Below are 21,135 nucleotides of genomic sequence, written 5' to 3'. Positions count from 1 at the left end.
CCCCTAGGGGATGTTCCCGCGCGCCTCCTCCTCGCCCCCGTCCCCCGGTCGTACCGCAGCAGGAGGAACGCCGCCCGATCGCTCCCTAGCCTTTCCAGTGACGGCCGAAGCGCGCCGGGGTGGGGTTAGCCCCACCCCGAAGACACGGACAGCCACCAATGTGGCCGTGGCCGGATTCCAGCAGGCTGAGTACGTACCTCAGTGACGCGCGCACCGGGCGCAGCTGACACAGCAGACATAGGAGACCCACCGTGACAACCGCCGTATCGATTCCCAGGACCGGGGGCAGTGGAGGGCATGCGGCCGTCGCGGCGAGGGCCCGTCAGGTCGTCAAGGCGTACGGCGCGGGGGAGACCCGCGTCGTCGCGCTCGACCACGTCGACGTGGACATCGCCAAGGGCCAGTTCACCGCCATCATGGGCCCCTCGGGCTCCGGCAAGTCGACCCTGATGCACTGCCTCGCCGGTCTCGACACCGTCACCTCCGGCGAGATCTTCCTCGACGAGACCCAGATAGTGGGGCTCAAGGACAAGAAGCTCACGCAGCTGCGCCGGGACCGGATCGGGTTCATCTTCCAGGCGTTCAACCTGCTGCCGACGCTGACCGCCCTGGAGAACATCACGCTCCCCATGGACATCGCGGGCCGCAAGCCGGACCGTGCGTGGCTGGACCGGGTCGTGCAGACCGTGGGCCTGGCGGGCCGCCTCAAGCACCGCCCCAACCAGCTCTCCGGCGGTCAGCAGCAGCGCGTGGCCGTGGCCCGCGCCCTCGCCGCCCGCCCGGAGATCATCTTCGGTGACGAGCCGACCGGAAACCTCGACTCGCGGGCCGGTGCCGAGGTGCTCGGCTTCCTCCGCCAGTCGGTCGACGAGCTCGGCCAGACCATCGTCATGGTCACCCACGACCCGGTCGCCGCCTCCTACGCGGACCGGGTGCTGTATCTGGCCGACGGCCGGATCGTCGACGAGATGTACAGCCCGACCGCCGACGCGGTCCTGGAGCGGATGAAGCACTTCGACGCCCGTGGACGGGTGTCGTGACCATCCTCAAGACCTCCGTGCGCAACTTCCTCGCGCACAAGGGACGCATGGCGCTGTCCGCCATCGCGGTCCTGCTGTCGGTGGCGTTCGTGTGCGGCACGCTCGTCTTCACCGACACCATGAACGCCACGTTCGACAAGCTCTTCGCCTCGACCGCCTCCGACGTCTCGGTCGCCCCGAAGAAGAACGACGACGCCCAGCAGACCGGCAAGCCGCAGACCCTTCCGGCCTCGCTGCTGGCGAGGCTCGGCAAGGTCGACGGCGTCGCCAAGGTCGAGCCGCACGCCACCAGCCAGCAGATCACCGTCGCCGACCGCGACAACGAGAGCATCGGCCCCAGCTCCGGCGCCCCCACCGTGGGCACCAACTGGGACGAGAGCCAGAAGAAGTCCGTCGAGATCACCAGCGGCCACGAGCCGCGCGGTGCGGCCGAGACCGTCCTGGACTCCGACACCGCCGACAAGCACGGGGTGAAGACCGGTGACACGCTCCGCGTGATCGCCGCCCCGGGCGACTTCACCGTCAAGGTCGTCGGCATCGCCACGTACAAGTCGACCAACCCCGGTGCCGCGGTCCTCTACTTCGACACCGCGACGGCCCAGGCCAGGCTGCTGGGCAGCACCACCGAGTACAGCGGCTACGGCCTGACCGCCGCCTCCGGCGTCAGCGACGAGCAGCTCAAGGAGCGCGTCACCGCCGCCGTCGGCACGGGCTACACCGTGCACACCGCCGCGGAGACCAAGGAAGAGAACAAGAAGGACATCGGCTCCGTCCTCGACGTGATGAAGTACGCGCTGCTGGGCTTCGCCGGCATCGCCGTCCTCGTCGGCATCTTCCTGATCGTCAACACCTTCTCCATGCTGGTCGCCCAGCGCACCCGCGAGATCGGCCTGATGCGGGCCATCGGCTCCAGCCGCCGGCAGATCCTGCGGTCCGTGCTGGTGGAGGCGCTGCTCCTCGGCGTCGTCGGCTCGGTCCTCGGCATCGGCGGCGGCATCGCGCTGGCCGTCGGCCTGATGAAGCTCATGGGCTCCATGGGCATGAAGCTCGACATGGGCGAGCTGACCGTCAACGCCACCACGCCGGTCGTGGGCCTCGTGCTCGGTGTGATCGTGACCGTGCTGGCGGCCTTCCTGCCCGCACGCCGGGCCGGGAAGATCTCCCCGATGTCCGCCCTGCGCGACGCGGGCACCCCGGCCGACGGCAAGGCGGGCAAGGTACGGGCCGCGGTCGGCCTGCTCCTGACCGGCCTCGGGGCGCTCGCCCTGGCCGGTGCGGCGGGCGCGGACAAGGCGACCGCGGGCGGCGGCCTCATCGCGCTCGGCATCCCGCTCACCCTGATCGGCTTCGTGGTCGTCGGACCGCTGCTGGCCGGGCTGGTCGTCCGCGTCATCAGCGTGGTCGTGCTGCGGATCTTCGGGCCCGTCGGCCGGCTCGCCGAGCGCAACGCGCTGCGCAACCCGCGGCGCACCGGAGCCACCGCCTCCGCCCTGATGATCGGCCTCGCGCTGGTCGCGGCCCTGTCGGTCGTCGGCTCCTCGATGGTCGCCTCTGCCACCGACCAGCTCGACAAGTCGGTGGGCGCGGACTTCATCATCCAGGACCAGGGCGACAACCCGATCACCCCGGCGACGGAGAAGGCCGTCATGTCGGCCGGTCACATCGACCACTTCACCCGCTACGTCGGTGTCATCGCCAAGGTCACCACGCCCGACGGGAAGACCGCGACGCAGCGGCTCAACGCGACCGACCCCACCTACTCCGAGGACCTGCGCTCGGAGACGGTCCAGGGCAGGCTGAAGGACGCGTACGCCAAGGACGCGATGTCCGTGCCCGAGGGCTACGCCAAGGACCACGGCATCAAGGTCGGCGACCGGCTCACCGTCGTCATGACCGACGGCCGCCCCGCGAAGCTCAAGGTCAACGCCATCACCTCGGACGACACCAGCATCGACAAGGGGGCGATGTACCTCGACATCGCCACTGCGAAGAGCTACCTGCCCGCCGACAGGATGCCGCTGACCGGCATGATCCTCGCCAAGGCCGCCGACGGTCAGACGAAGGAGGCCGCGGCGTCGCTCAAGGCCGCCGTCAAGGACTACCCGCAGATCAAGGTCCGCGACCAGTCCGACTACAAGAAGCTCATCAAGGACCAGGTCGGGCAGCTGCTCAACATGATCTACGGGCTCCTCGCCCTCGCGATCATCGTGGCGGTCCTGGGCGTCGTGAACACCCTCGCCCTGTCGGTCGTCGAGCGCACCCGGGAGATCGGCCTGATGCGCGCCATCGGCCTGTCGCGCCGTCAGATGCGTCGCATGATCCGCCTCGAATCGGTGGTCATCGCCCTCTTCGGCGCCCTGCTCGGCCTCGGCCTGGGCATGGCCTGGGGCATGGTCGCCCAGAAGCTGCTGGCGCTGGAGGGCCTCGGGGTGCTGGACATCCCCTGGCCGACCATCGGCACCGTCTTCATCGGCTCCGCGGTGGTGGGCCTGCTGGCCGCGCTCGTCCCGGCGTTCCGGGCGGGCCGGATGAACGTCCTGAACGCGATCGCGACGGACTAGCGGACCGCTGCCCCTGCGACGGGGTACGGCCGGTACGGGTCGGGGGGCCCGGAACCGGCCGTACCCCCACCAAAGGGCCCGGCCCGTACGTGCCACGGGGGTGCGCGTACGGGCCGGGCCTTTTTCCACGCCTTCACGTACTTCGCGGACCCCGTCACGGCGGCCGACTTCGCGAAGGTCGATACGGTGAGCGCTTCCTCCCGGAGGACAAGTGCCCGTCCCGGAAAGGTGGTTCGCGTCAGAAAGAGTCACTTCGCGGCCCGTGAGTCGCTAGGGTCTCCGACAAGCGCACCGCGGTGCGCTCCCCTCCCAGAGGAGTTCCCCTGAGCTCGGGCTTCTCGCCCAGGGGGCCCGATCCGGGTCTCCTCCGGAGCGGCCGTCGGCTACGGTCGCACCCGCTGGAGGGGAGCGTCCATGGCGCGCCACCGCAAGAAGCCTCTGCACGAGCGGATCGCCTCGGTGATCCGGGAACTGTGGAGGTGGATGCGGGGCCGGTGACTAATAAGGACTAGCCCGCCCCCAGAAGTATTAGGGGCGGACTGACAGTCCCGGCTCGGTCCTCGCTCGGGAATTAGCCTCCCGGGCGGGGACCAGTCTTTCTCTACGGAAGCACCCTGCGCTCTCCCGTGTGAGCCGGTAGCCGGCCCGCCCCCCGTTGGACTAGGGGCGGACTGACAGTCCCGGCTCGGTCCTCGCTCGGGAATTTGCCCTCCCGGGCGGGGACCAGTCCTTACGGTAGCGCCCCGCGCCCCCTCGCGTCAGCCCGTACCCGCGTATGGCCGCCTGCCGCGCGTCCCCTAGGGAAGAGCTCATCCGCCGGGTCGGGCCACCGGTGCACGGTGAACGTCGAGGTGCTGGTGCCCCGCACGGTGGCCGTCGACCTGCGGACCAGCGGCGGCGACGTCACCGAGACCTTCACCGTCACCCCGGACCGGGCGGAGGGCCGCACGAGCGGCGGCGACGTCAAGATCCACGTGCCGCGCGACTCCTACGCGGTGGAGGCCTCCACATCGGGCGGCACCCGCAAGGTCACGGTCCCCACGGACGACCGCTCGCCGCGCAGGATCACGGCGCACACGCAGGGCGGGGACGTGACGGTGGCGTCCTGAGAAGCGCACACCGGCCCGCACCCGGTTGCCGTACGGTGATCGGGGACCCTTGGGAGGACTCATGACCACGCAGCCGGTTCACGACGGTGGGGCGCTGATCCCCAGACCCGAGAAGACGTTTCCCGCGCTGCGGGCGGCTCTCGCGCAGGTCGCGCCGTCGCGGCTGGCGGAGATGACCTCGGAGCGGGACACGGTCTTCACGATGGCCACCCAGTCCAACAGCTTCGGGCCGATCGCCATGTTCCAGCTGAAGTGGGCCACGGTGATCGAGATCGAGCGGTACCCCGGCGTGGCCCGGCGGCTGCGCGCGGCCGAGCACGCCGCCCAGACGCTGGACCGCGAGGACCCCGCGTGGCGGGCGGCCATGGACGAGATCCGGGAGATCATGGACACCGCCCGCGCGCAGGTCACCGGTGGGTGACTGGGGCTGGGAGTACGACCCCGACGCCCGGCACGTCATCGGTGACACCCCGAACCTCGCCTTCGTCGCGCGGGTGGAGGAGCGCGCCGACGAACTCGTCCGGGCCGCGGCCGCCCTCTATCTCGACGGCACGGCGTATCAAGGGCCGTCACCCGGTGTGCGGGAGGAAGTCATCCCCGCCGGGATGTTCCAGTACCTGACGGTCGTCCGGCAGCAGCGCCTGTACATCGTCCAGGTCACCGCCTGGCCCCTCTGACCGCGGGCGTGCGGGACATTCCGGGGTGACCGCGGTCCGGCCGCGGCTGTCGGTGCCCCGTCGTACGCTGGGACCCAGCCCCGGCCCGTATCCACGCGTCGGGTCGTTCGCGTTGCCCACCCCCGGGACGGAAGCTCTTCATGAGTCTGCACGGTCTGCTCGACGCCGTCGTCAATGATCCGGCGCTCGCCGAAGCGGTGAAGGCCGCCGCCGACGGTCACCGGCCGCATGTCGACCTGGTCGGTCCGCCCGCCGCGCGTGCCTTCGCCGTCGCCGCCCTCGCCCGCGAGGCCCGGCGGCCCGTGCTCGCGGTGACCGCGACCGGGCGGGAGGCGGAGGATCTGGCGGCGGCCCTGCGGTCGCTGCTGCCGCCGGACGGCGTCGCGGAGTATCCGGCCTGGGAGACGCTGCCGCACGAGCGGCTGTCGCCGCGTTCGGACACGGTGGGCCGGCGGCTCGCCGTGCTGCGCCGGCTGGCGCACCCGAGTGCGGACGACCCGGCGGCGGGTCCGGTGAGCGTGGTCGTCGCGCCCGTGCGCTCCGTGCTCCAGCCGCAGGTCAAGGGGCTCGGTGACCTGGTGCCCGTGAGTCTGCGCACCGGGCAGAGCGCCGACCTCGGCGAGGTCACCGAGGCGCTGGCCGCCGCCGCGTACGCCCGGGTCGAACTGGTCGAGAAGCGCGGCGAGTTCGCGGTCCGCGGCGGCATCCTGGATGTCTTCCCGCCCACGGAGGAGCACCCGCTGCGGGTGGAGTTCTGGGGCGACGACGTCGAGGAGATCCGCTACTTCAAGGTCGCTGACCAGCGGTCCCTGGAGGCCGCCGAGCACGGCCTGTGGGCGCCGCCCTGCCGCGAGCTGCTGCTGACCGGGGGCGTTCGCGAGCGGGCCGCCGCGCTCGCGGAGGAGCACCCTGAGCTGGGCGAGCTCCTCGGCAAGATCGCCGAGGGCATCGCGGTGGAGGGCATGGAGTCCCTCGCCCCGGTCCTGGTGGACGACATGGAGCTGCTGCTGGACGTCCTCCCGGCGGGCAGCATGGCGGTCGTCTGCGACCCGGAGCGGGTGCGGACCCGGGCCGCCGATCTCGTGGCCACCAGCCAGGAGTTCCTGCAGGCGTCCTGGGCGGCGACGGCGGGCGGCGGCGAGGCGCCGATCGACGTGGACGCGGCGTCGCTGTGGGGCATCGCGGACGTCCGCGACCGGGCGCGCGAGCTGGGCATGATGTGGTGGTCGGTCAGTCCGTTCGCGGCCGACGAGGAGGGCGACGGCGACACCCTCAAGCTGGGCATGCACGCCCCGGAGAGCTACCGCGGCGACACCGCCCGCGCCCTGGCGGACACCAAGGGCTGGCTGGCCGACGGCTGGCGCACCGTCTTCGTCACCGAGGGCCACGGCCCCGCGGCCCGTACGGTCGAGGTGCTCGGCGGCGAGGGGATCGCGGCCCGGCTGGATGCCGACATCGACGCTCTCGCGCCGTCCGTCGTGCACGTCTCGTGCGGCAGCCTCGACAACGGCTTCGTCGACCCCGGCCTGAAGATCGCCGTGCTGACGGAGACGGACCTCTCCGGCCAGAAGTCGGTGAGCAAGGACCTGGGCCGGATGCCGGTCCGCCGCCGCAAGACCATCGACCCGCTGACGCTCCAGGCCGGTGACTACATCGTCCACGAGCAGCACGGCGTCGGCCGCTACGTCGAGATGGTGCAGCGCACGGTCCAGGGCGCCACCCGGGAATACCTGCTGGTGGAGTACGCGCCCGCCAAGCGCGGCCAGCCCGGCGACCGGCTCTACATCCCCACCGACCAGCTGGAGCAGGTCACGAAGTACGTCGGCGGGGAGGCGCCCACGCTGCACCGCCTGGGCGGCGCGGACTGGACGAAGACGAAGGCGCGGGCGAAGAAGGCGGTCAAGGAGATCGCCGCCGACCTGATCAAGCTGTATTCGGCGCGGATGGCCGCGCCCGGCCACACCTTCTCCCCGGACACCCCCTGGCAGCGCGAGCTGGAGGACGCCTTCCCGTACGCGGAGACGCCCGACCAGCTCACCACCATCGCCGAGGTCAAGGAGGACATGGAGAAGTCCGTCCCCATGGACCGCCTGGTGTGCGGCGACGTCGGTTACGGCAAGACGGAGATCGCGGTCCGCGCGGCCTTCAAGGCGGTGCAGGACGGCAAGCAGGTGGCGGTGCTGGTGCCCACCACGCTGCTGGTGCAGCAGCACTTCGGCACCTTCTCCGAGCGCTACTCCCAGTTCCCGGTCGTGGTGAAGGCGCTGTCGCGCTTCCAGACGGACACCGAGGCGAAGGCGGTGCTCGAGGGGCTGCGGGACGGCTCGGTCGACATCGTCATCGGCACGCACCGGCTGTTCTCGTCGGAGACGAAGTTCAAGGACCTGGGCCTGGTCATCGTCGACGAGGAGCAGCGCTTCGGCGTCGAGCACAAGGAGCAGCTGAAGAAGCTGCGTGCCAATGTCGACGTGCTGACGATGTCCGCGACGCCGATCCCGCGCACGCTGGAGATGGCCGTCACCGGCATCCGCGAGATGTCGACGATCACGACCCCGCCGGAGGAGCGGCACCCGGTGCTGACCTTCGTCGGTCCGTACGACCAGAAGCAGATCGGCGCGGCCATCCGGCGCGAGCTGCTGCGCGAGGGCCAGGTCTTCTACATCCACAACCGTGTGGAGTCCATCGACCGGGCGGCCGCGCGGCTGCGGGAGATCGTGCCGGAGGCGCGGATCCAGACGGCGCACGGGCAGATGGGGGAGAGCGCGCTGGAGCAGGTCGTGGTCGACTTCTGGGAGAAGAAGTTCGACGTGCTGGTCTCCACGACGATCGTGGAGTCGGGCATCGACATCTCCAACGCCAACACCCTGATCGTGGAGCGCGGCGACAACTTCGGCCTGTCGCAGCTGCACCAGCTGCGCGGCCGGGTGGGCCGCAGCCGCGAGCGCGGTTACGCCTATTTCCTGTATCCGCCGGAGAAGCCGCTCACCGAGACCGCGCACGAGCGGCTGGCCACGATCGCCCAGCACACGGAGATGGGCGCGGGCATGTACGTGGCGATGAAGGACCTGGAGATCCGCGGCGCGGGCAATCTGCTCGGCGGGGAGCAGTCGGGTCACATCGCGGGTGTCGGCTTCGACCTGTACATCCGGATGGTCGGCGAGGCGGTGGCCGACTACCGCGCTTCGCTGGAGGGCGGCGTGGAGGAGGAGGCGCCGCTGGAGGTGAAGATCGAGCTGCCGGTGGACGCGCACGTCCCGCACGACTACGCGCCGGGCGAGCGGCTGCGCCTCCAGGCGTACCGGGCGATCGCCTCGGCGAACACCGAGGAGGACATCCGCGCGGTCCGCGAGGAGCTCACCGACCGCTACGGCAAGCTGCCGGAGCCGGTGGAGAATCTGCTGCTGGTCGCGGGCCTGCGGATGCTGGCGCGCGCCTGCGGGGTCTCGGACATCACCCTCCAGGGCACGAACGTGCGGTTCGGCCCGGTGGAGCTGCGGGAGTCGCAGGAGCTGCGGCTGAAGCGGCTGTATCCGCGTACGGTCATGAAGCCCGCGACGCACCAGATCCTGGTGCCGCGCCCGGCGACCCGCCCCATCGGGGGGAAGCCGCTGGTGGGCCGGGAGCTGCTGGCGTGGACGGGCGAGTTCCTGACGACGATCCTGGGGTCGTGAGGCCGGTCACTGCGCGGTCGGCTGCGCCCGCTGGAGTACGGCGTAGCCGCCGTCGCTGCCCAGGAGGGTGTAGCGGGCGCCGGGGTGCAGCTTCTCGGCGTCGGCTATGAGGTCGGCGGGCGTCCGGCCGTCGAGGACGTGCTGGGCCACGTAGTCGGGGGTGATGCCGCGGGTGTCGCCGATCCAGAAGACGCGGCAGCGGCCCGCGAGCCGGCTGATGGGGCCGACGTCGGATTCGACGGTGGCGTCGTCGGGGATGCGGCCGAGGAGCTGCTCGGCGGCGCGCACGCTGTCGGGCACGCGGTAGGTGCCGCCCTGGGTCAGGGAGTAGAGCGGCAGCGAGGCGGTGAGCGCGAGCGCGGCGGCGAGGACGGCGCCGGGCAGGTGGTTCGCGTACGAGCGCAGCCACGGCCGGCGGCTGCGGCCGGCGCCGGTGAGCGCGTCGGTGAGGGCGATGAAGACGATGGGCATGAGGACGGCGCTGTAGTGCCAGTCGGTGCCCCAGTAGTGGTCGTCGTGGGAGACGAACCGCCAGCCGAGGGTGGGCAGGGCGACGATCAGCAGGGGTGAGCGCAGGGCCAGCAGCCCGGTGGTGGGCAGCAGGGTCCACAGCAGGGTGCGCACCGCGGTGTCGAGGGGGATGACGGGGGCGGGGCCGTCGCCGCCCTTGAGCTTGTCCCAGTAGTCGTACGCGCCGCCGCTGTTGAAGCTCGGGATGATCACGCCGAGGGTGAGGGCGGTGGCGGCGAGCCCGAAGGCCAGCAGGCCCACGGCGAGGGCGGTGGCGCGGGTGTCGCGCTGTTTTCCCGTGCGCAGCCGGACGAGGACGAGCGCGCCGATGGCGGCGGCGGTGATGCCGAGGTCCTCCTTGACGAGGACGAGCGGCGCGGCCCACCACACCGCGGCCTTCCACCGCTTGCGGACGACCGCCTCCAGGGAGAACGCCAGCAGCGGCATGGCGAACGCGATCTCGTGGAAGTCGAAGTCGACGGCGCGCTGGACCCCCCAGGACAGTCCGTACGCGATACCGATGGCCAGCCCCCGCTTGCGGCCCAGCAGCCCGGCCGCGAGCCGGGCCACCGGTATCGCGGACAGGGCGAACAGCGCCGCCTGGACGACGAGCAGGGTGACGGGGGAGGGGAAGAGCCGGTAGAAGGGCGCGACGAGCGCGGTGACCGGGCTGAAGTGGTCGCCGAGGATGTTCGTGCCGGGGCCCTTGAGGTCGACTATGGGCGCCTGGAGGTGGGCGTAGCCGCGTATCGCCTGTTCGAAGATGCCCAGGTCCCAGGACATGGTGAGCATGTGGCGGTGCCGGCACACGGACAGCGCGGTGAAGAGGACGAAGAGGGCGCCGGCCAGCCAGTACGGGTCGAGCCGGGGTGCGCGCAGGTTCGTGCCGGGCCGGGCGCGGGGTGCTTCCTCGGCCGCTCGCCGGGCGGGTGCCGGTCCGGTGGCGGCTGCGGCCGAGTCCATGCGGGTGTCCTCTTCTTCTCTGGCTTCTGCTTCTGCGGGGCTCCGGGGGTCTCCGGGGCCTCAGTGAAGTGTCCAGGATGCGGCGCGCCCCTGTGGCGGCTGTCGGAAATCTCCGCGCGGACACGGCCTCGGGGTGCCCGGCCCCTGTAGAGGGACGAGTGGCGGCCCTGTGAGGTTCAACCCGAATCGGCCGCTCTTCGGGCGACCCTGCCGCTGCGCCGGCCGGCGTCAGGCGGTCTTCTTCCAGTCCGCGCAGCCGTTGGTCTTGAAGTACGCGTCCTGCGGGGTGATCGTCACGATGCCGCTGCCGGTGACGTTCTCGTTGGCCTCGATGGAGTCCGTGCCGTGCAGGGCGTCCTTGTCGCGCTCCCAGTAGCAGCCGGACTTGTTGCCGTCGGCCTTGTAGGTGCCGGGGGCGATGTCGACGCCCACGCGGTACATGCCGTTGCCGGACACCTCGCTCTTCGGGGTGCCGGTCTTCTCGTCGGTGACGAGGTTCCAGCCCTTGCAGTCGCGGGTCTTGAAGACCTTGTCGTCGGCGGCGATCGTCACATAACTGGAGCCCACGACGTTGTCGTTGGCGAGGATGGAGTCCAGCTCGCCCTTGGAGTCCTTGGCCCGCTCCCAGTAGCAGCCGAGCTTGTTGCCCGTGGAGCGGTAGGTGCCGGGCTTGATGTCCTTGCCGACCTGGTAGGTGCCGCTGCCGGACATGTCGGCCTTCTTCTTGCCGCCGCCCCCGCCCTTTTCCGCGGTGTTCTCCGCGCCGCCGGCGGCGGTGGGCTTGTCGTCCCCGTCCCCGCTGCCGCCGCCGACTGCGGCGCCGACGGCGATCACCGCGACGATCGCGCCGGCCGCGGTGAGCACCTTGTGCCGGGCGAACCAGTTCCGCTGCTTGGGCTGGTGGTGGGCGTGGTGAGCCATGACTGACACCTTTCGGCGTGGAGGAGTTCGTGAACCGATGGGTCAATAACAACAGACGCCGTGAACCGAGTCAACACGGTTCACGGGGATTGATTAGTTCACGCCTGTGAAGGGGTCCGCCCCACCCCCGCGGGTATGCTCGGCACCACAGCGAATGGCTCGAAAAGCGATGGGAACGAGGGGGAGGAGCCCGGTGCCGGACAGCGCAGCCGAGGTGACCGCGGCCGGAATCGCCCGGCTGGCCGGAGTGGGCCGGGCGGCGGTCAGCAACTGGCGGCGCCGCCACGCCGACTTCCCCCAGCCCGTCGGCGGCACCGAGACCAGCCCCGCCTTCGCCCTCGCCGAGGTCGAGGACTGGCTGCGCCGCCAGGGCAAGCTCGCCGAGGTGTCCCCGGACGAGCGGACCTGGCAGCAGCTCACGGCCCACCCCGCCGGAGCGGCCACCGCCCTCCGGCACGCGGGCGCCGTCCTCCTCCTCGTCCGCGACCGGCCCACCACCTGGCTCCAGCTGGCCGCGCTCACCGACTCCAAGCTGGCCGCGGAACTGCCCGCCGCCCTGGACGCCGTGCTCACCGCCCGGCTCGGGCAGGGTCACCCCGTCGCCCTGCCCACCGCCGGCGCACTGGCCGCCTCCACCGCCCTCGTGCGCGGCGCCGCCGAACTCGCCGCGCACCGCGGCGCCGACGGGGTCTACGAGTTCCTGCTCGGCCGCCACCTCGACGCCAACCCCCGGCAGTACACCCTCACCCCGCAGGGCCCCGCCGAGCTCATGGCCGACCTCGCCCGCGGCACCGGCCACCGGACGCGGGGCACCGTCCTCGACCCCGCCTGCGGCACCGGCGGCCTGCTGCACGCGGCGGCCGCGCCCGGCGTCACCCTCCACGGCCAGGAGACCGACCCCGACCTCGCCGCCCTCACCGCGCTCCGCCTCGCCCTGCACACCGACGCCCCCGTACGCGTCCACGCGGGCGACAGCCTGCGCGCCGACGCCTTCCCGGAGACGGCCGCCGACGCGGTCCTGTGCCACCCCCCGTTCAACGAGCGCAACTGGGGCCACGACGAGCTGGCCTACGACCCCCGCTGGGAGTACGGCTACCCCGCCCGCACCGAATCCGAGCTCGCCTGGGTCCAGCACGCCCTCGCCAGGCTGCGCGACGGCGGCACCGCCGTCCTGCTGATGCCCCCGGCCGCCGCCTCCCGCCGCTCAGGCCGCCGGATCCGCGCCGACCTGCTGCGCCGCGGCGCGCTCCGCGCCGTCATCGCCCTGCCCGCCGGTGCCGCCCCGCCCTACGGCATCCCCCTGCACCTGTGGGTGCTGCGCAGGCCCGGCGCCCACCAGTCGCCCGCCCCGCACGTCCTCCTCGTCGACACCACGGGCACTGCCGCCGGCGCCACCGGCACCCCCGGACCGGCGCCCGCGGGCCGCGACAAGCTGCCCTGGCAGGCGGTGCGGACCGCCGTCCTCGACGCCTGGGCGGACTTCGACCGCGACGGCATCGTGCCGGAGAAGCCCGGAGCCTGCCGCTCCCTGCCCGTCATCGACCTGCTCGACGACGACGTGGACCTCGCCCCCGCCCGCCACCTCCCGCCGCCCGCCCCCGGCGGCGGCACCGCCGAGCTCGCCGACGTCCACGACCGGCTCACCCTCGCCCTGCGCCGCACGGCCGACCTCGCCCCCGCGCAGCCCGCCGCCCCCGCCGACCCGGCCCGCTGGCCCACCACCACCGTCGGCGAACTCGCCCGCGCCGGAGCCCTGGTGCTGCGCGCCGGCGGCCCCGGCGCCGTGCCCGGCCCCGGCGAGGCCGCGCCGCCCGTCCTCACCGACCACGACGTGAAGTCCGGAGGCGCGCCCTCCGGCACCCTCCCCGAGGGCCCCGCCGAGGAACCCGTCCTCCTCCAGCGCGACGACGTCGTCGTGCCCGTGCTCGGCGACGTCACCGCCGCCCGCGTCGTCGACGAGGCCACCGCGGGAGCCGCACTCGGGCGCGGGCTGTTCCTGCTGCGCCCCGACCCGGCCGCCCTCGACCCCTGGTTCCTCGCCGGATTCCTGCGCGGCACCGCGGGCCGCCGCCAGGCCAGCAGCTACGCCTCCACCGCCACCCGCCTCGACGTGCGCCGCCTCCAGGTCCCCCGGATGCCCCCGGCCGACCAGCGCCGCTACGGCGAACGCTTCCGCGCGCTCGCCGCCTTCGAAGAGGCACTGCGCACCGCCGAACGCCTCGGCGAGCACCTCGTGCAGGGGCTCTACGACGGGCTGACGGACGGAACGGTCCGGCCGGAGTGACCTGTTACACCGTCTGATCCGTACAACTGGGGCAGCCGTGCCGGAGTCGGTAGATAGGCTCAGGTACAACCAGGACCCCAGGAGCAGCAATGAACGGCCCCGGCCACACGCCGCCTCGGCGACCCAGCAGGGAGATGGTGATCACCATTCGGGTGGTCGTCATCGTGCTCACCGTGGGCCTGGTGGGGATCCTGTGCTGGGTGCCGGTGCTCCGGCTCGCGATCGTGCGCCGACGGGCCCAGGACTGGGCGCTGTTCTGGGCCGTGCTGGTGGCGTCCTTCGGACTGCTGTCGATGATGCGCTCGTCCCTGAGCGGCACCGGCTGGGACAGCGCGGGCATGGCCGGCCTGATGCTCCTCGCCGCGGCCACACTCACCCACTACATCCGCAGCGACGTGAAGATCCAGCGGGAACAGGGCGGCGGGCCGCCGGCCGCGGCCGCCCCGGCGTTCCCGAACGCGCCGTACGACGGCGGTTACGGCTACCCGCAGCCGCAGCCGCACCTCCAGTCGCAGCCGCAGCCGCACCCCCAGCCGTACGCCCCGTACGGCCAGGCGCCCGGACCGGACCTGCACCAGCAGCTGACGCAGCCTCAGCACATGACGCGGCCTCAGCCCGCGCCCGCCCCGGGGTACATGGACGGCCCGCAGTACGCGCCGCCCCAGCCGCCCCCGGCCCCGCGCCGCCCCAGGCACGCGCGGCCACAGCCCTCGCCCGAGTCGGCGCAGGCCGTGACCGCTGACCAGGCGCCGCCCGTGCCCCGGCGGCCCGGGCCCCCGCAGCCCCCGCCCGGCCACCGGCCGCAGGCGCGGCCCCAGCGCATCGACCAGGTGCGCGCGGAACTCGACGAACTCAGCGATCTGCTCCGCAAGGAGCCCCGGGACCACAGGGAGTACGGGCAGTGAACGGCCGCGTCATCGCCGACCGCTACGAACTGTCCACCGTCATCGGCCAGGGCGGCATGGGCCAGGTCTGGACGGCCTACGACCGCCGCCTGGACCGCCGCGTCGCCGTCAAGCTGCTGCGCCCCGACCGGATGGCCGGGACCGAGGGCGCCGACGAGATGCGCCGCCGCTTCGTCCGCGAGTGCCGCGTCACCGCGCAGGTCGACCACCGCGGACTGGTCACCGTCCACGACGCGGGCAGCGACGGCGAGGAGCTCTACCTCGTCATGCAGTACGTCGAGGGCGCCGACCTCGCCGACCACCTCGCCGAGCACGACCCCTACCCCTGGCAGTGGGCCGTCTCGGTGGCCGCGCAGCTCTGCTCGGTGCTCTCCGCCGTGCACGCCGTGCCGATCGTCCACCGCGACCTCAAGCCCCGGAACGTCATGGTCCGCCCGGACGGCTCCGTGCTCGTCCTCGACCTCGGCGTCGCGGCCGTCCTCGACGCCGACACCACCCGCCTGACCCGCACCGGATCCCCCATCGGCAGCCCCGCCTACATGGCCCCCGAGCAGGCCATGGGCGGCGCCGTCGGCCCGTACACCGACCTCTACGCGCTGGGCGTGCTGCTGCACGAACTCCTCAGCGGCGACGTGCCGTTCGCCGGGTCCACGGCCCTGGGCGTGCTGCACCGCCACCTCTACGAGCCGCCGATACCCGTGCGCAGGCTCCGCCCGGAGGTGCCGCAGGCGCTCGAAGAGCTCGTCCTCCGGCTGCTCGCGAAGGACCCGCTGCACCGCCTCGCCGACGCGCAGGAGGCCTACCGCGCCCTCGCGCCCCTGCTCCCCGTGCCGGGCCGGACCGACGGTGCGCTCGGGCCGATGAACCCCACCCGCCCCTTCCTCCTGCCGCACGCGCCCTGGCCCGAACGAGCCGCCGCCGCCTCCGGCCCCGTACCGCCCGCCGCGACCGCGCTCGTCGGCCCGCCGCCCCCGGCCCCCAGCGGCCCCGACGTCGCCGAGGCCGTCGAGGAGGTCAAGCGCCTGCTCGACCAGGGCGGCATCACCCAGGCGGTGGACCTCCTCGGCTCCATCCTCCCGGCCGCCGCCGCGGAGCACGGCGAGCGCTCCACGGTCGTACGCACCCTGCGCAAGCAGTACGCCGCCACCTTGATGGACGACGGCCAGTACCGGCGCGCCCTGCCCGAACTGCGGCTGCTCGCCGAGGAGTACGCGGCCGAGAGCGGCCCGCACGCGGCCCGCCAGGTGCTGCGCTTCCAGTACGACGCCGCCCAGTGCCTGGAGCAACTCGGCGAGGCCGTCGCCGCGCTGACGGAGTACCGGGCGCTGCTCCCGCTCTTCGAGCGCCACCCCGACGACCCCGCCACCCCGCTGGAGATCCGCCGCCGCGTGGGCCATCTGCTGCTGTCCCTCGGCGACCGGCAGGCCGCGCACGACACGCTGGCCGCCCTCCTCCACGACGCGGAACGACTGCACGGACCGCACCATCCGCTGCCCGCCGAGATCCGGCACACCCTCCAATGGCTGGGCCAAGTGAGGGCCTGAACACCTCAACCACCCGCGAATCGTTGGTCGTACGGGTGGCCCGGACCACACGGACTCCCTAACATCGATCACCACCAGGTCCAGGTACCGTCGCACGATCTCTGCCGGGAGGCTCCATGATCCGCCGAAGGACCGCGCTCTCCGTCTCAGCCGTCGCCCTCCTCGCCGCGGCACCGGCCCTCACCGCCTGCGGCTCGGCCGCGCACCCGGGCGCCGCGGCCGTCGTGGGCAAGGACCGGATCACCGTCACCCAGCTCCAGAGCCAGGTCTCGGACGTACGCGACGCGCAGCGGTCCTCCCCGCAGGGACAGCAGCTCATGGCGAACAGCGCCCGGCTCGGCCAGGACACCCTCATCCGGCTCATCCAGTACCGCATCGTCGAGCGGGCCGGCAAGGACAACGGCATCGAGGTCACCCGCCGCGAGCTCCAGGAACAGCGCACGGCCGTCGAGCGCGCGAACGGCGGCACGGCCGCGGTGCGCAGCCGCTTCCTGACCCTCGGCATCGCCCCCGACCAGATCGACCAGGCCCTGACGATGGACCTCACCCGGGCGAAGCTGGACGCGAAGTTCGGCACGGCGCGGACGAACGAGATCCTGATGAAGACGTCCGACGCGATGCGGGTGGATGTGAACCCGCGCTACGGCGTCTGGGACGCGAAGCGGGGAACGGCGCAGCCGTTGCAGGAACCGTGGCTGCGTACGACCCCGACGGCGCCGGAACCGGGAAGCGGCGCCTGACCCCGGAACAAGCCTGCCGCAGACGCGACGGTTCCGGCCACGACATACCCTCGGGAGCGTGAACGACTTCGGCCGCATCATCCTGCTCACCACCAGCCACCGCGTAGCCCCCGGCCTCCTCTCATGGCCCGCCTGGAAGGCGATGCGCGAAGCCGATCGCATCCTCTGCTCCGACGAAGCGCACCCGCAGCTCCCCTACCTGCGGGAGGCCGGGATCGACGTCGAGCACGCCTCGGCCACCGCCCGCGAGCTCGTGGACCACTGCGCGGCCGGTGGCCGGGACGTCGTCGTCCTCACCTCCGCCGAGGGCGACTCCGCGCTCACCGACGGACTGGCCCGGCTCGCCGGCTCCGGCCGCGAGAACATGCCGGCCCTGGAGCTGCTCCCCGGCGCGTACGACCTGCCGGGCGCCCGCCTCCTCGACCTGGTGCAGGTCATGGACCGGATCCGCCTCGCCTGCCCGTGGAGCGGCATCCGCACCCACGAGGACCTGGCGAAGTACGGGCTGGAGGAGACGTACGAACTCCTGGAGGCCATCGAGACCGGCGACCGGGAGTCGCTGCGCGAGGAGCTGGGCGACGTGCTGCTCCAGGTCGTCTTCCACGCCCGGATCGCGCAGGACGACCCGGACGAGCCGTTCTCGATCGACGACGTGGCGGGCACGATCGTCGACAAGCTCATCCACCGCCACCCGCACGTCTTCGGCGAGGAGTCCGCGGAGACGCCGGAGGACGTCAAGGCGCACTGGCTGCGGAAGAAGGCGGACGAGAAGCGCCGCGACTCGGTGACCGAGGGCGTGCCGCTGGGGCAGCCCGCCCTGGCCCTGGCCGCGAAGCTGGCCTCGCGGGTCCGGACGGCGGGCATCGACGTCACCCTCCCGTCCGGCGACGGCGTCGGCTACGACCTGCTCGCGCTGGCGGCCCGGGCGGAAGCGGACGGGGTGGACCCGGAGACGGCGCTGCGGGCGGCGGCCCGCGTCTATCGCGACGCGATCCGCTCGGCCGAGGGCGCGGGATAGCGGTCGGGCACCCGTTCGGCCTATAAATCGACTTTTCCGGGGGGTCGGCGGGTACCCGAGTCCCATGCGCATCGAGCACACCTTTCTCGCCGCCCCCGACTGGCTCGGGGGTATCGCCCAGTTCATCGTCGGCATCTGTGTCGTCGCCCTGCTGATCGTCGCCGTCGTCGTCGGCTTCCGGAAGCGCGACAAGGAGCCGCCCCCGCCGTCCCAGCCCCAGCGGCGCTCGGGCGCGTGGCAGACGCGGCAGGAATACGACACGGGCCCGATCTCGCCCGACCACGGCCCGGGCCACAACGACGACGAGGAAAACGTGGTCGGCTATGTCACCGAGCACCGCGAATCCGACGAGCTCCACCCCGAGGCGGAAGGGGAACGCGTCCTCCCGCACGAGGTCAAGAACCCCGGCAGCCACGCGGAGGAGCTCAGCGAGGAACGCAAGAAGTGGAACCCGGGCGGCAGCGGCGGCTTCGGCAGCGGTGGCGGAGGCCATACGTGAGCTGTGCGTTGATCATGTGCGGCACAACCAGCCCGTCCGGCGTTTGAGGACCGGGGTCCGGGGCGGAGCCCCGGCAACGGACCTCAGCTCACCGGACGGCGTGCACCCCCAGCGCGCCCGGTAGCGTCAAAGACGTGCAAGACGAGACCACCCCCACCCCCGTCCCCACCCTCTTCACCTGGGAATTCGCCGCCGACCCCTACCCCACCTACGCCTGGCTCCGCGAGAACGCCCCCGTGCACCGCACCGCCCTCCCCAGCGGCGTGGACGCCTGGCTGGTCACCCGCTACGCCGACGCCCGGCAGGCGCTCGCCGACCAGCGGCTGTCGAAGAACCCCGTGCACCACTCCGAGTCCGCCCACGGCAAGGGCAAGGTCGGCATCCCGGGCGAGCGCAGCGCCAATCTGATGACGCACCTGCTCAACATCGACCCGCCGGACCACACCCGGCTGCGCCGGCTGGTCTCCAAGGCGTTCACGCCGGGGCGCGTCGCCGAGTTCGCCCCGCGGGTCCAGGAGCTGACCGACCGGCTCATCGACGACTTCTGCGAGAAGGGGAGCGCCGACCTCATTCACGAGTTCGCCTTTCCCCTCCCCATCTATGCCATCTGCGACCTGCTCGGCGTGCCGAGCGAAGACCAGGACGACTTCCGAGACTGGGCGGGCATGATGATCCGCCACGGCGGCGGGCCGCGCGGTGGTGTCGCCCGCGCGGTGAAGAAGATGCGCACTTATCTGGCGGAACTGATCCACAGAAAGCGGGAGAACCCCGGCGAGGATCTGATTTCGGGGCTGATCAGGGCAAGCGACCACGGTGAGCACCTCACCGAGAACGAGGCCGCGGCCATGGCCTTCATTCTGCTCTTTGCTGGTTTTGAAACAACTGTGAACCTGATCGGTAACGGTCTCCACGCCCTGCTGCGCAATCCGGAGCAGCGCGAACGGCTCCAACTCGCCCTGGCCGAGGGGGACGAGAGCCTGCTCGCCACGGGGGTGGAGGAACTGCTGCGGTTCGACGGCCCGGTGGAGCTCGCGACCTGGCGGTTCGCCAAGCAGGAGCTGACGATCGGGGGGCAGCGCATCGCCGAGGGAGACCCCGTCCTGGTCGTCCTCGCGGCCGCCGACCGGGACCCCGAGCGGTTCGCGGAACCCGACACCCTGGACCTCTCCCGGGCCGACAATCAGCACCTCGGCTACGGGCACGGGATCCACTACTGCCTGGGCGCTCCGCTGGCCCGGCTGGAGGGCAGGACGGCGCTGGCGACGCTGCTGCGCCGCCTTCCTGACCTGCGGTTGGCCGTGGATCCGGAGGAGTTGCGCTGGCGCGGCGGGCTCATCATGCGCGGACTGCGCACACTGCCGGTCGAGTTCGATCCCCGTACGGGATGACCCTGCGTCAATTGACGTGACCGCCGCGTGACCTCCGCTACACCGGCTTGTGACTACCGTGGCCCGTCGCTATGTTCGACGACCATATTCGCCGCCACACGAGAGGCCATCGCATGCGCTCCGGGAACGGTCGACATCGTCGCCCCCGTCAGGTACCCGCCGTCGTGGTCGCAGCGGGGGTGACGGGGTCGGCCCTCGCCATGCCGCTGCTCGCGGCCACCGGCGCCAACGCCGCCGACGCCCCCACGTGGGACCGCGTCGCCCAGTGCGAGAGCGGCGGCACGTGGAGCACCAACTCCGGCAACGGCGCGTACGGCGGTCTGCAGATGACCCAGGAACTCTGGGAGCAGTACGGCGGCCGGTCGTACGCCCCGCGCCCCGACCTCGCCAGCAGGCAGCAGCAGATCGCCGTCGCCGACAAGGTCCTCAACGCGAACGGCACGGGAAGCTGGCAGGCGTGCGGCACCTCCGCGGGGCTCGCCAAGGACGGCAAGGCGCCGGACGTGAACCCCGGCAGCACCAAGGAACCCTCGTACGACGCTCCCGCGCCGCGCGCGCCGGAACACGCGCCTTCCGCGCCCACGACGGGCGGCTCCGCGCCGTCGGACTCCACCGCCTCCCCGGCTGCCCCGGCCTCGCCGTCCGCAAACCCGGACGCGAAAACCCCGGATGCGAAGAACCCGGACGCGAAGCCTTCCTCCGGGACGCCCTCGCCCTCCACGAGCGGCAAGCCGGACGGCGGCAAGCACCGCAAGGACCCGGGCGGCCCGACGACCGGTCCCTCGACCGGCCCGACGGGCGACCCCACCGAAATCCCCACGCCGGGAACGCCGTCCACGCAGCCGCCGGCCAACCCGCCTTCCGGTACGCGGCCCACGGACCCCGCACAGCCGGATTCGCCGTCCACCGAAGCCCCGGAGTCCGGTTCCGGTGCGGGCTCGGGCAAGCACCGCGCCGAGCCGCCGCGTTCGGACGACGGGGACCGTGCCTCGCGGGGCGGCGATGACGCCCGCGCGGGGAAGCCCGGCGCCGGCGACTACACCGTGCGGCCGGGTGACAATCTGTCAGTCATCGCGGAGGCCCACTCCGTTAATGGCGGATGGCATTCCCTGTATCAGCGCAACGAGAAAGTTGTCGGTTCCGATCCCGATCTGATCCTTCCTGGTCAGCGGCTTGAGGTCGGCAAATAGACCGGCAGTTCGGGGGGAATGTCCGTTCCAGTCGAAAGTGAGACATGGGTCTCGTTGAACTTCCGCGGAACGGACCCCTCCAAAACTTGGCGCACCCGCTTTCACCTGCGGAAAT

General features: G+C 72.2%; 16 protein-coding genes. 14 read left to right on the top strand and 2 right to left on the bottom strand.

Annotated features, from left to right (window positions below; all coding sequences use genetic code 11):
• The first annotated feature begins 251 nt into the window (after positions 1-251).
• The 6 genes from ABD269_RS06850 to mfd all read left to right on the top strand — a co-directional run bounded on the left by ABD269_RS06850 (position 252) and on the right by mfd (position 9,058).
• A complete protein-coding gene (locus tag ABD269_RS06850) occupies positions 252-1,040 on the top strand; it encodes an ABC transporter ATP-binding protein (RefSeq protein WP_301886946.1) in 789 nt (262 codons plus the stop codon).
• The gene (locus tag ABD269_RS06845; RefSeq protein ID WP_344116954.1) at positions 1,037-3,601 is read left to right on the top strand and encodes an ABC transporter permease; all 2,565 of its coding nucleotides are present in this window, start codon (positions 1,037-1,039) and stop codon (positions 3,599-3,601) included. The genes ABD269_RS06850 and ABD269_RS06845 overlap by 4 nt, the downstream gene beginning before the upstream one ends.
• Positions 3,602-4,440: 839 nt before the next feature.
• Complete coding sequence (locus ABD269_RS06840) at positions 4,441-4,710, top strand: hypothetical protein (protein ID WP_344116953.1); 270 nt, start codon at positions 4,441-4,443, stop codon at positions 4,708-4,710.
• Between the two features lie 61 nt (positions 4,711-4,771).
• Positions 4,772-5,131: a hypothetical protein gene (locus ABD269_RS06835; RefSeq protein ID WP_301886950.1), complete on the top strand. Its 360-nt coding sequence runs from the start codon at positions 4,772-4,774 to the stop codon at positions 5,129-5,131.
• Positions 5,124-5,387, top strand: coding sequence for a hypothetical protein (locus ABD269_RS06830; protein WP_116212166.1), 264 nt, complete (start codon positions 5,124-5,126; stop codon positions 5,385-5,387). The genes ABD269_RS06835 and ABD269_RS06830 overlap by 8 nt, the downstream gene beginning before the upstream one ends.
• A 140-nt stretch (positions 5,388-5,527) precedes the next feature.
• The gene (gene mfd, locus ABD269_RS06825) at positions 5,528-9,058 is read left to right on the top strand and encodes a transcription-repair coupling factor (protein ID WP_344116952.1); all 3,531 of its coding nucleotides are present in this window, start codon (positions 5,528-5,530) and stop codon (positions 9,056-9,058) included.
• A gap of 6 nt (positions 9,059-9,064) precedes the next feature.
• On the opposite strand, the gene ABD269_RS06820 is transcribed toward mfd, so the two are convergent.
• Positions 9,065-10,531: a DUF2079 domain-containing protein gene (locus tag ABD269_RS06820; RefSeq protein WP_344116951.1), complete on the bottom strand. Its 1,467-nt coding sequence runs from the start codon at positions 10,529-10,531 to the stop codon at positions 9,065-9,067.
• Positions 10,532-10,759: 228 nt separating this feature from the next.
• Positions 10,760-11,452: an Rv1352/Rv1906c domain-containing protein gene (locus ABD269_RS06815; RefSeq protein ID WP_344116950.1), complete on the bottom strand. Its 693-nt coding sequence runs from the start codon at positions 11,450-11,452 to the stop codon at positions 10,760-10,762.
• A 193-nt stretch (positions 11,453-11,645) separates the two neighbouring features.
• Here ABD269_RS06815 and ABD269_RS06810 point away from each other — a divergent pair, with 193 nt between their 5' ends.
• From ABD269_RS06810 to ABD269_RS06775, 8 genes are all read left to right on the top strand, one after another.
• The gene (locus ABD269_RS06810; RefSeq protein WP_344116949.1) at positions 11,646-13,736 is read left to right on the top strand and encodes an N-6 DNA methylase; all 2,091 of its coding nucleotides are present in this window, start codon (positions 11,646-11,648) and stop codon (positions 13,734-13,736) included.
• A 134-nt stretch (positions 13,737-13,870) separates the two neighbouring features.
• A complete protein-coding gene (locus tag ABD269_RS06805) occupies positions 13,871-14,641 on the top strand; it encodes a hypothetical protein (RefSeq protein WP_344116948.1) in 771 nt (256 codons plus the stop codon).
• A gap of 56 nt (positions 14,642-14,697) precedes the next feature.
• Complete coding sequence (locus ABD269_RS06800) at positions 14,698-16,185, top strand: serine/threonine-protein kinase (protein ID WP_425572857.1); 1,488 nt, start codon at positions 14,698-14,700, stop codon at positions 16,183-16,185.
• A 116-nt stretch (positions 16,186-16,301) separates the two neighbouring features.
• The gene (locus tag ABD269_RS06795; protein WP_301886960.1) at positions 16,302-16,925 is read left to right on the top strand and encodes a SurA N-terminal domain-containing protein; all 624 of its coding nucleotides are present in this window, start codon (positions 16,302-16,304) and stop codon (positions 16,923-16,925) included.
• A 58-nt stretch (positions 16,926-16,983) separates the two neighbouring features.
• Positions 16,984-17,943 carry a nucleoside triphosphate pyrophosphohydrolase gene (locus ABD269_RS06790; RefSeq protein WP_344116946.1) on the top strand — a complete coding sequence of 320 codons (960 nt, stop codon included), beginning with the start codon at positions 16,984-16,986 and terminating at the stop codon, positions 17,941-17,943.
• Positions 17,944-18,007: 64 nt separating this feature from the next.
• Entirely contained in the window at positions 18,008-18,442 is a 435-nt protein-coding gene (locus tag ABD269_RS06785) for a DUF6479 family protein (protein WP_301886962.1), read from the top strand.
• A 134-nt stretch (positions 18,443-18,576) separates the two neighbouring features.
• Positions 18,577-19,830: a cytochrome P450 family protein gene (locus ABD269_RS06780; protein ID WP_344116945.1), complete on the top strand. Its 1,254-nt coding sequence runs from the start codon at positions 18,577-18,579 to the stop codon at positions 19,828-19,830.
• Positions 19,831-19,994: 164 nt separating this feature from the next.
• Positions 19,995-21,020, top strand: a complete 1,026-nt coding sequence (locus ABD269_RS06775; protein WP_344116944.1) for a transglycosylase family protein — start codon at positions 19,995-19,997, stop codon at positions 21,018-21,020.
• Positions 21,021-21,135: the final 115 nt, after the last annotated feature.

Origin of the sequence: Streptomyces blastmyceticus (assembly GCF_039521185.1) — a bacterium.
Classification (GTDB): Bacteria; Actinomycetota; Actinomycetes; order Streptomycetales; family Streptomycetaceae; genus Streptomyces; species Streptomyces blastmyceticus.
The sequence above is the reverse complement of the archived record's forward strand: the minus strand, read 5'-3'. Positions and strand labels throughout refer to the sequence as shown.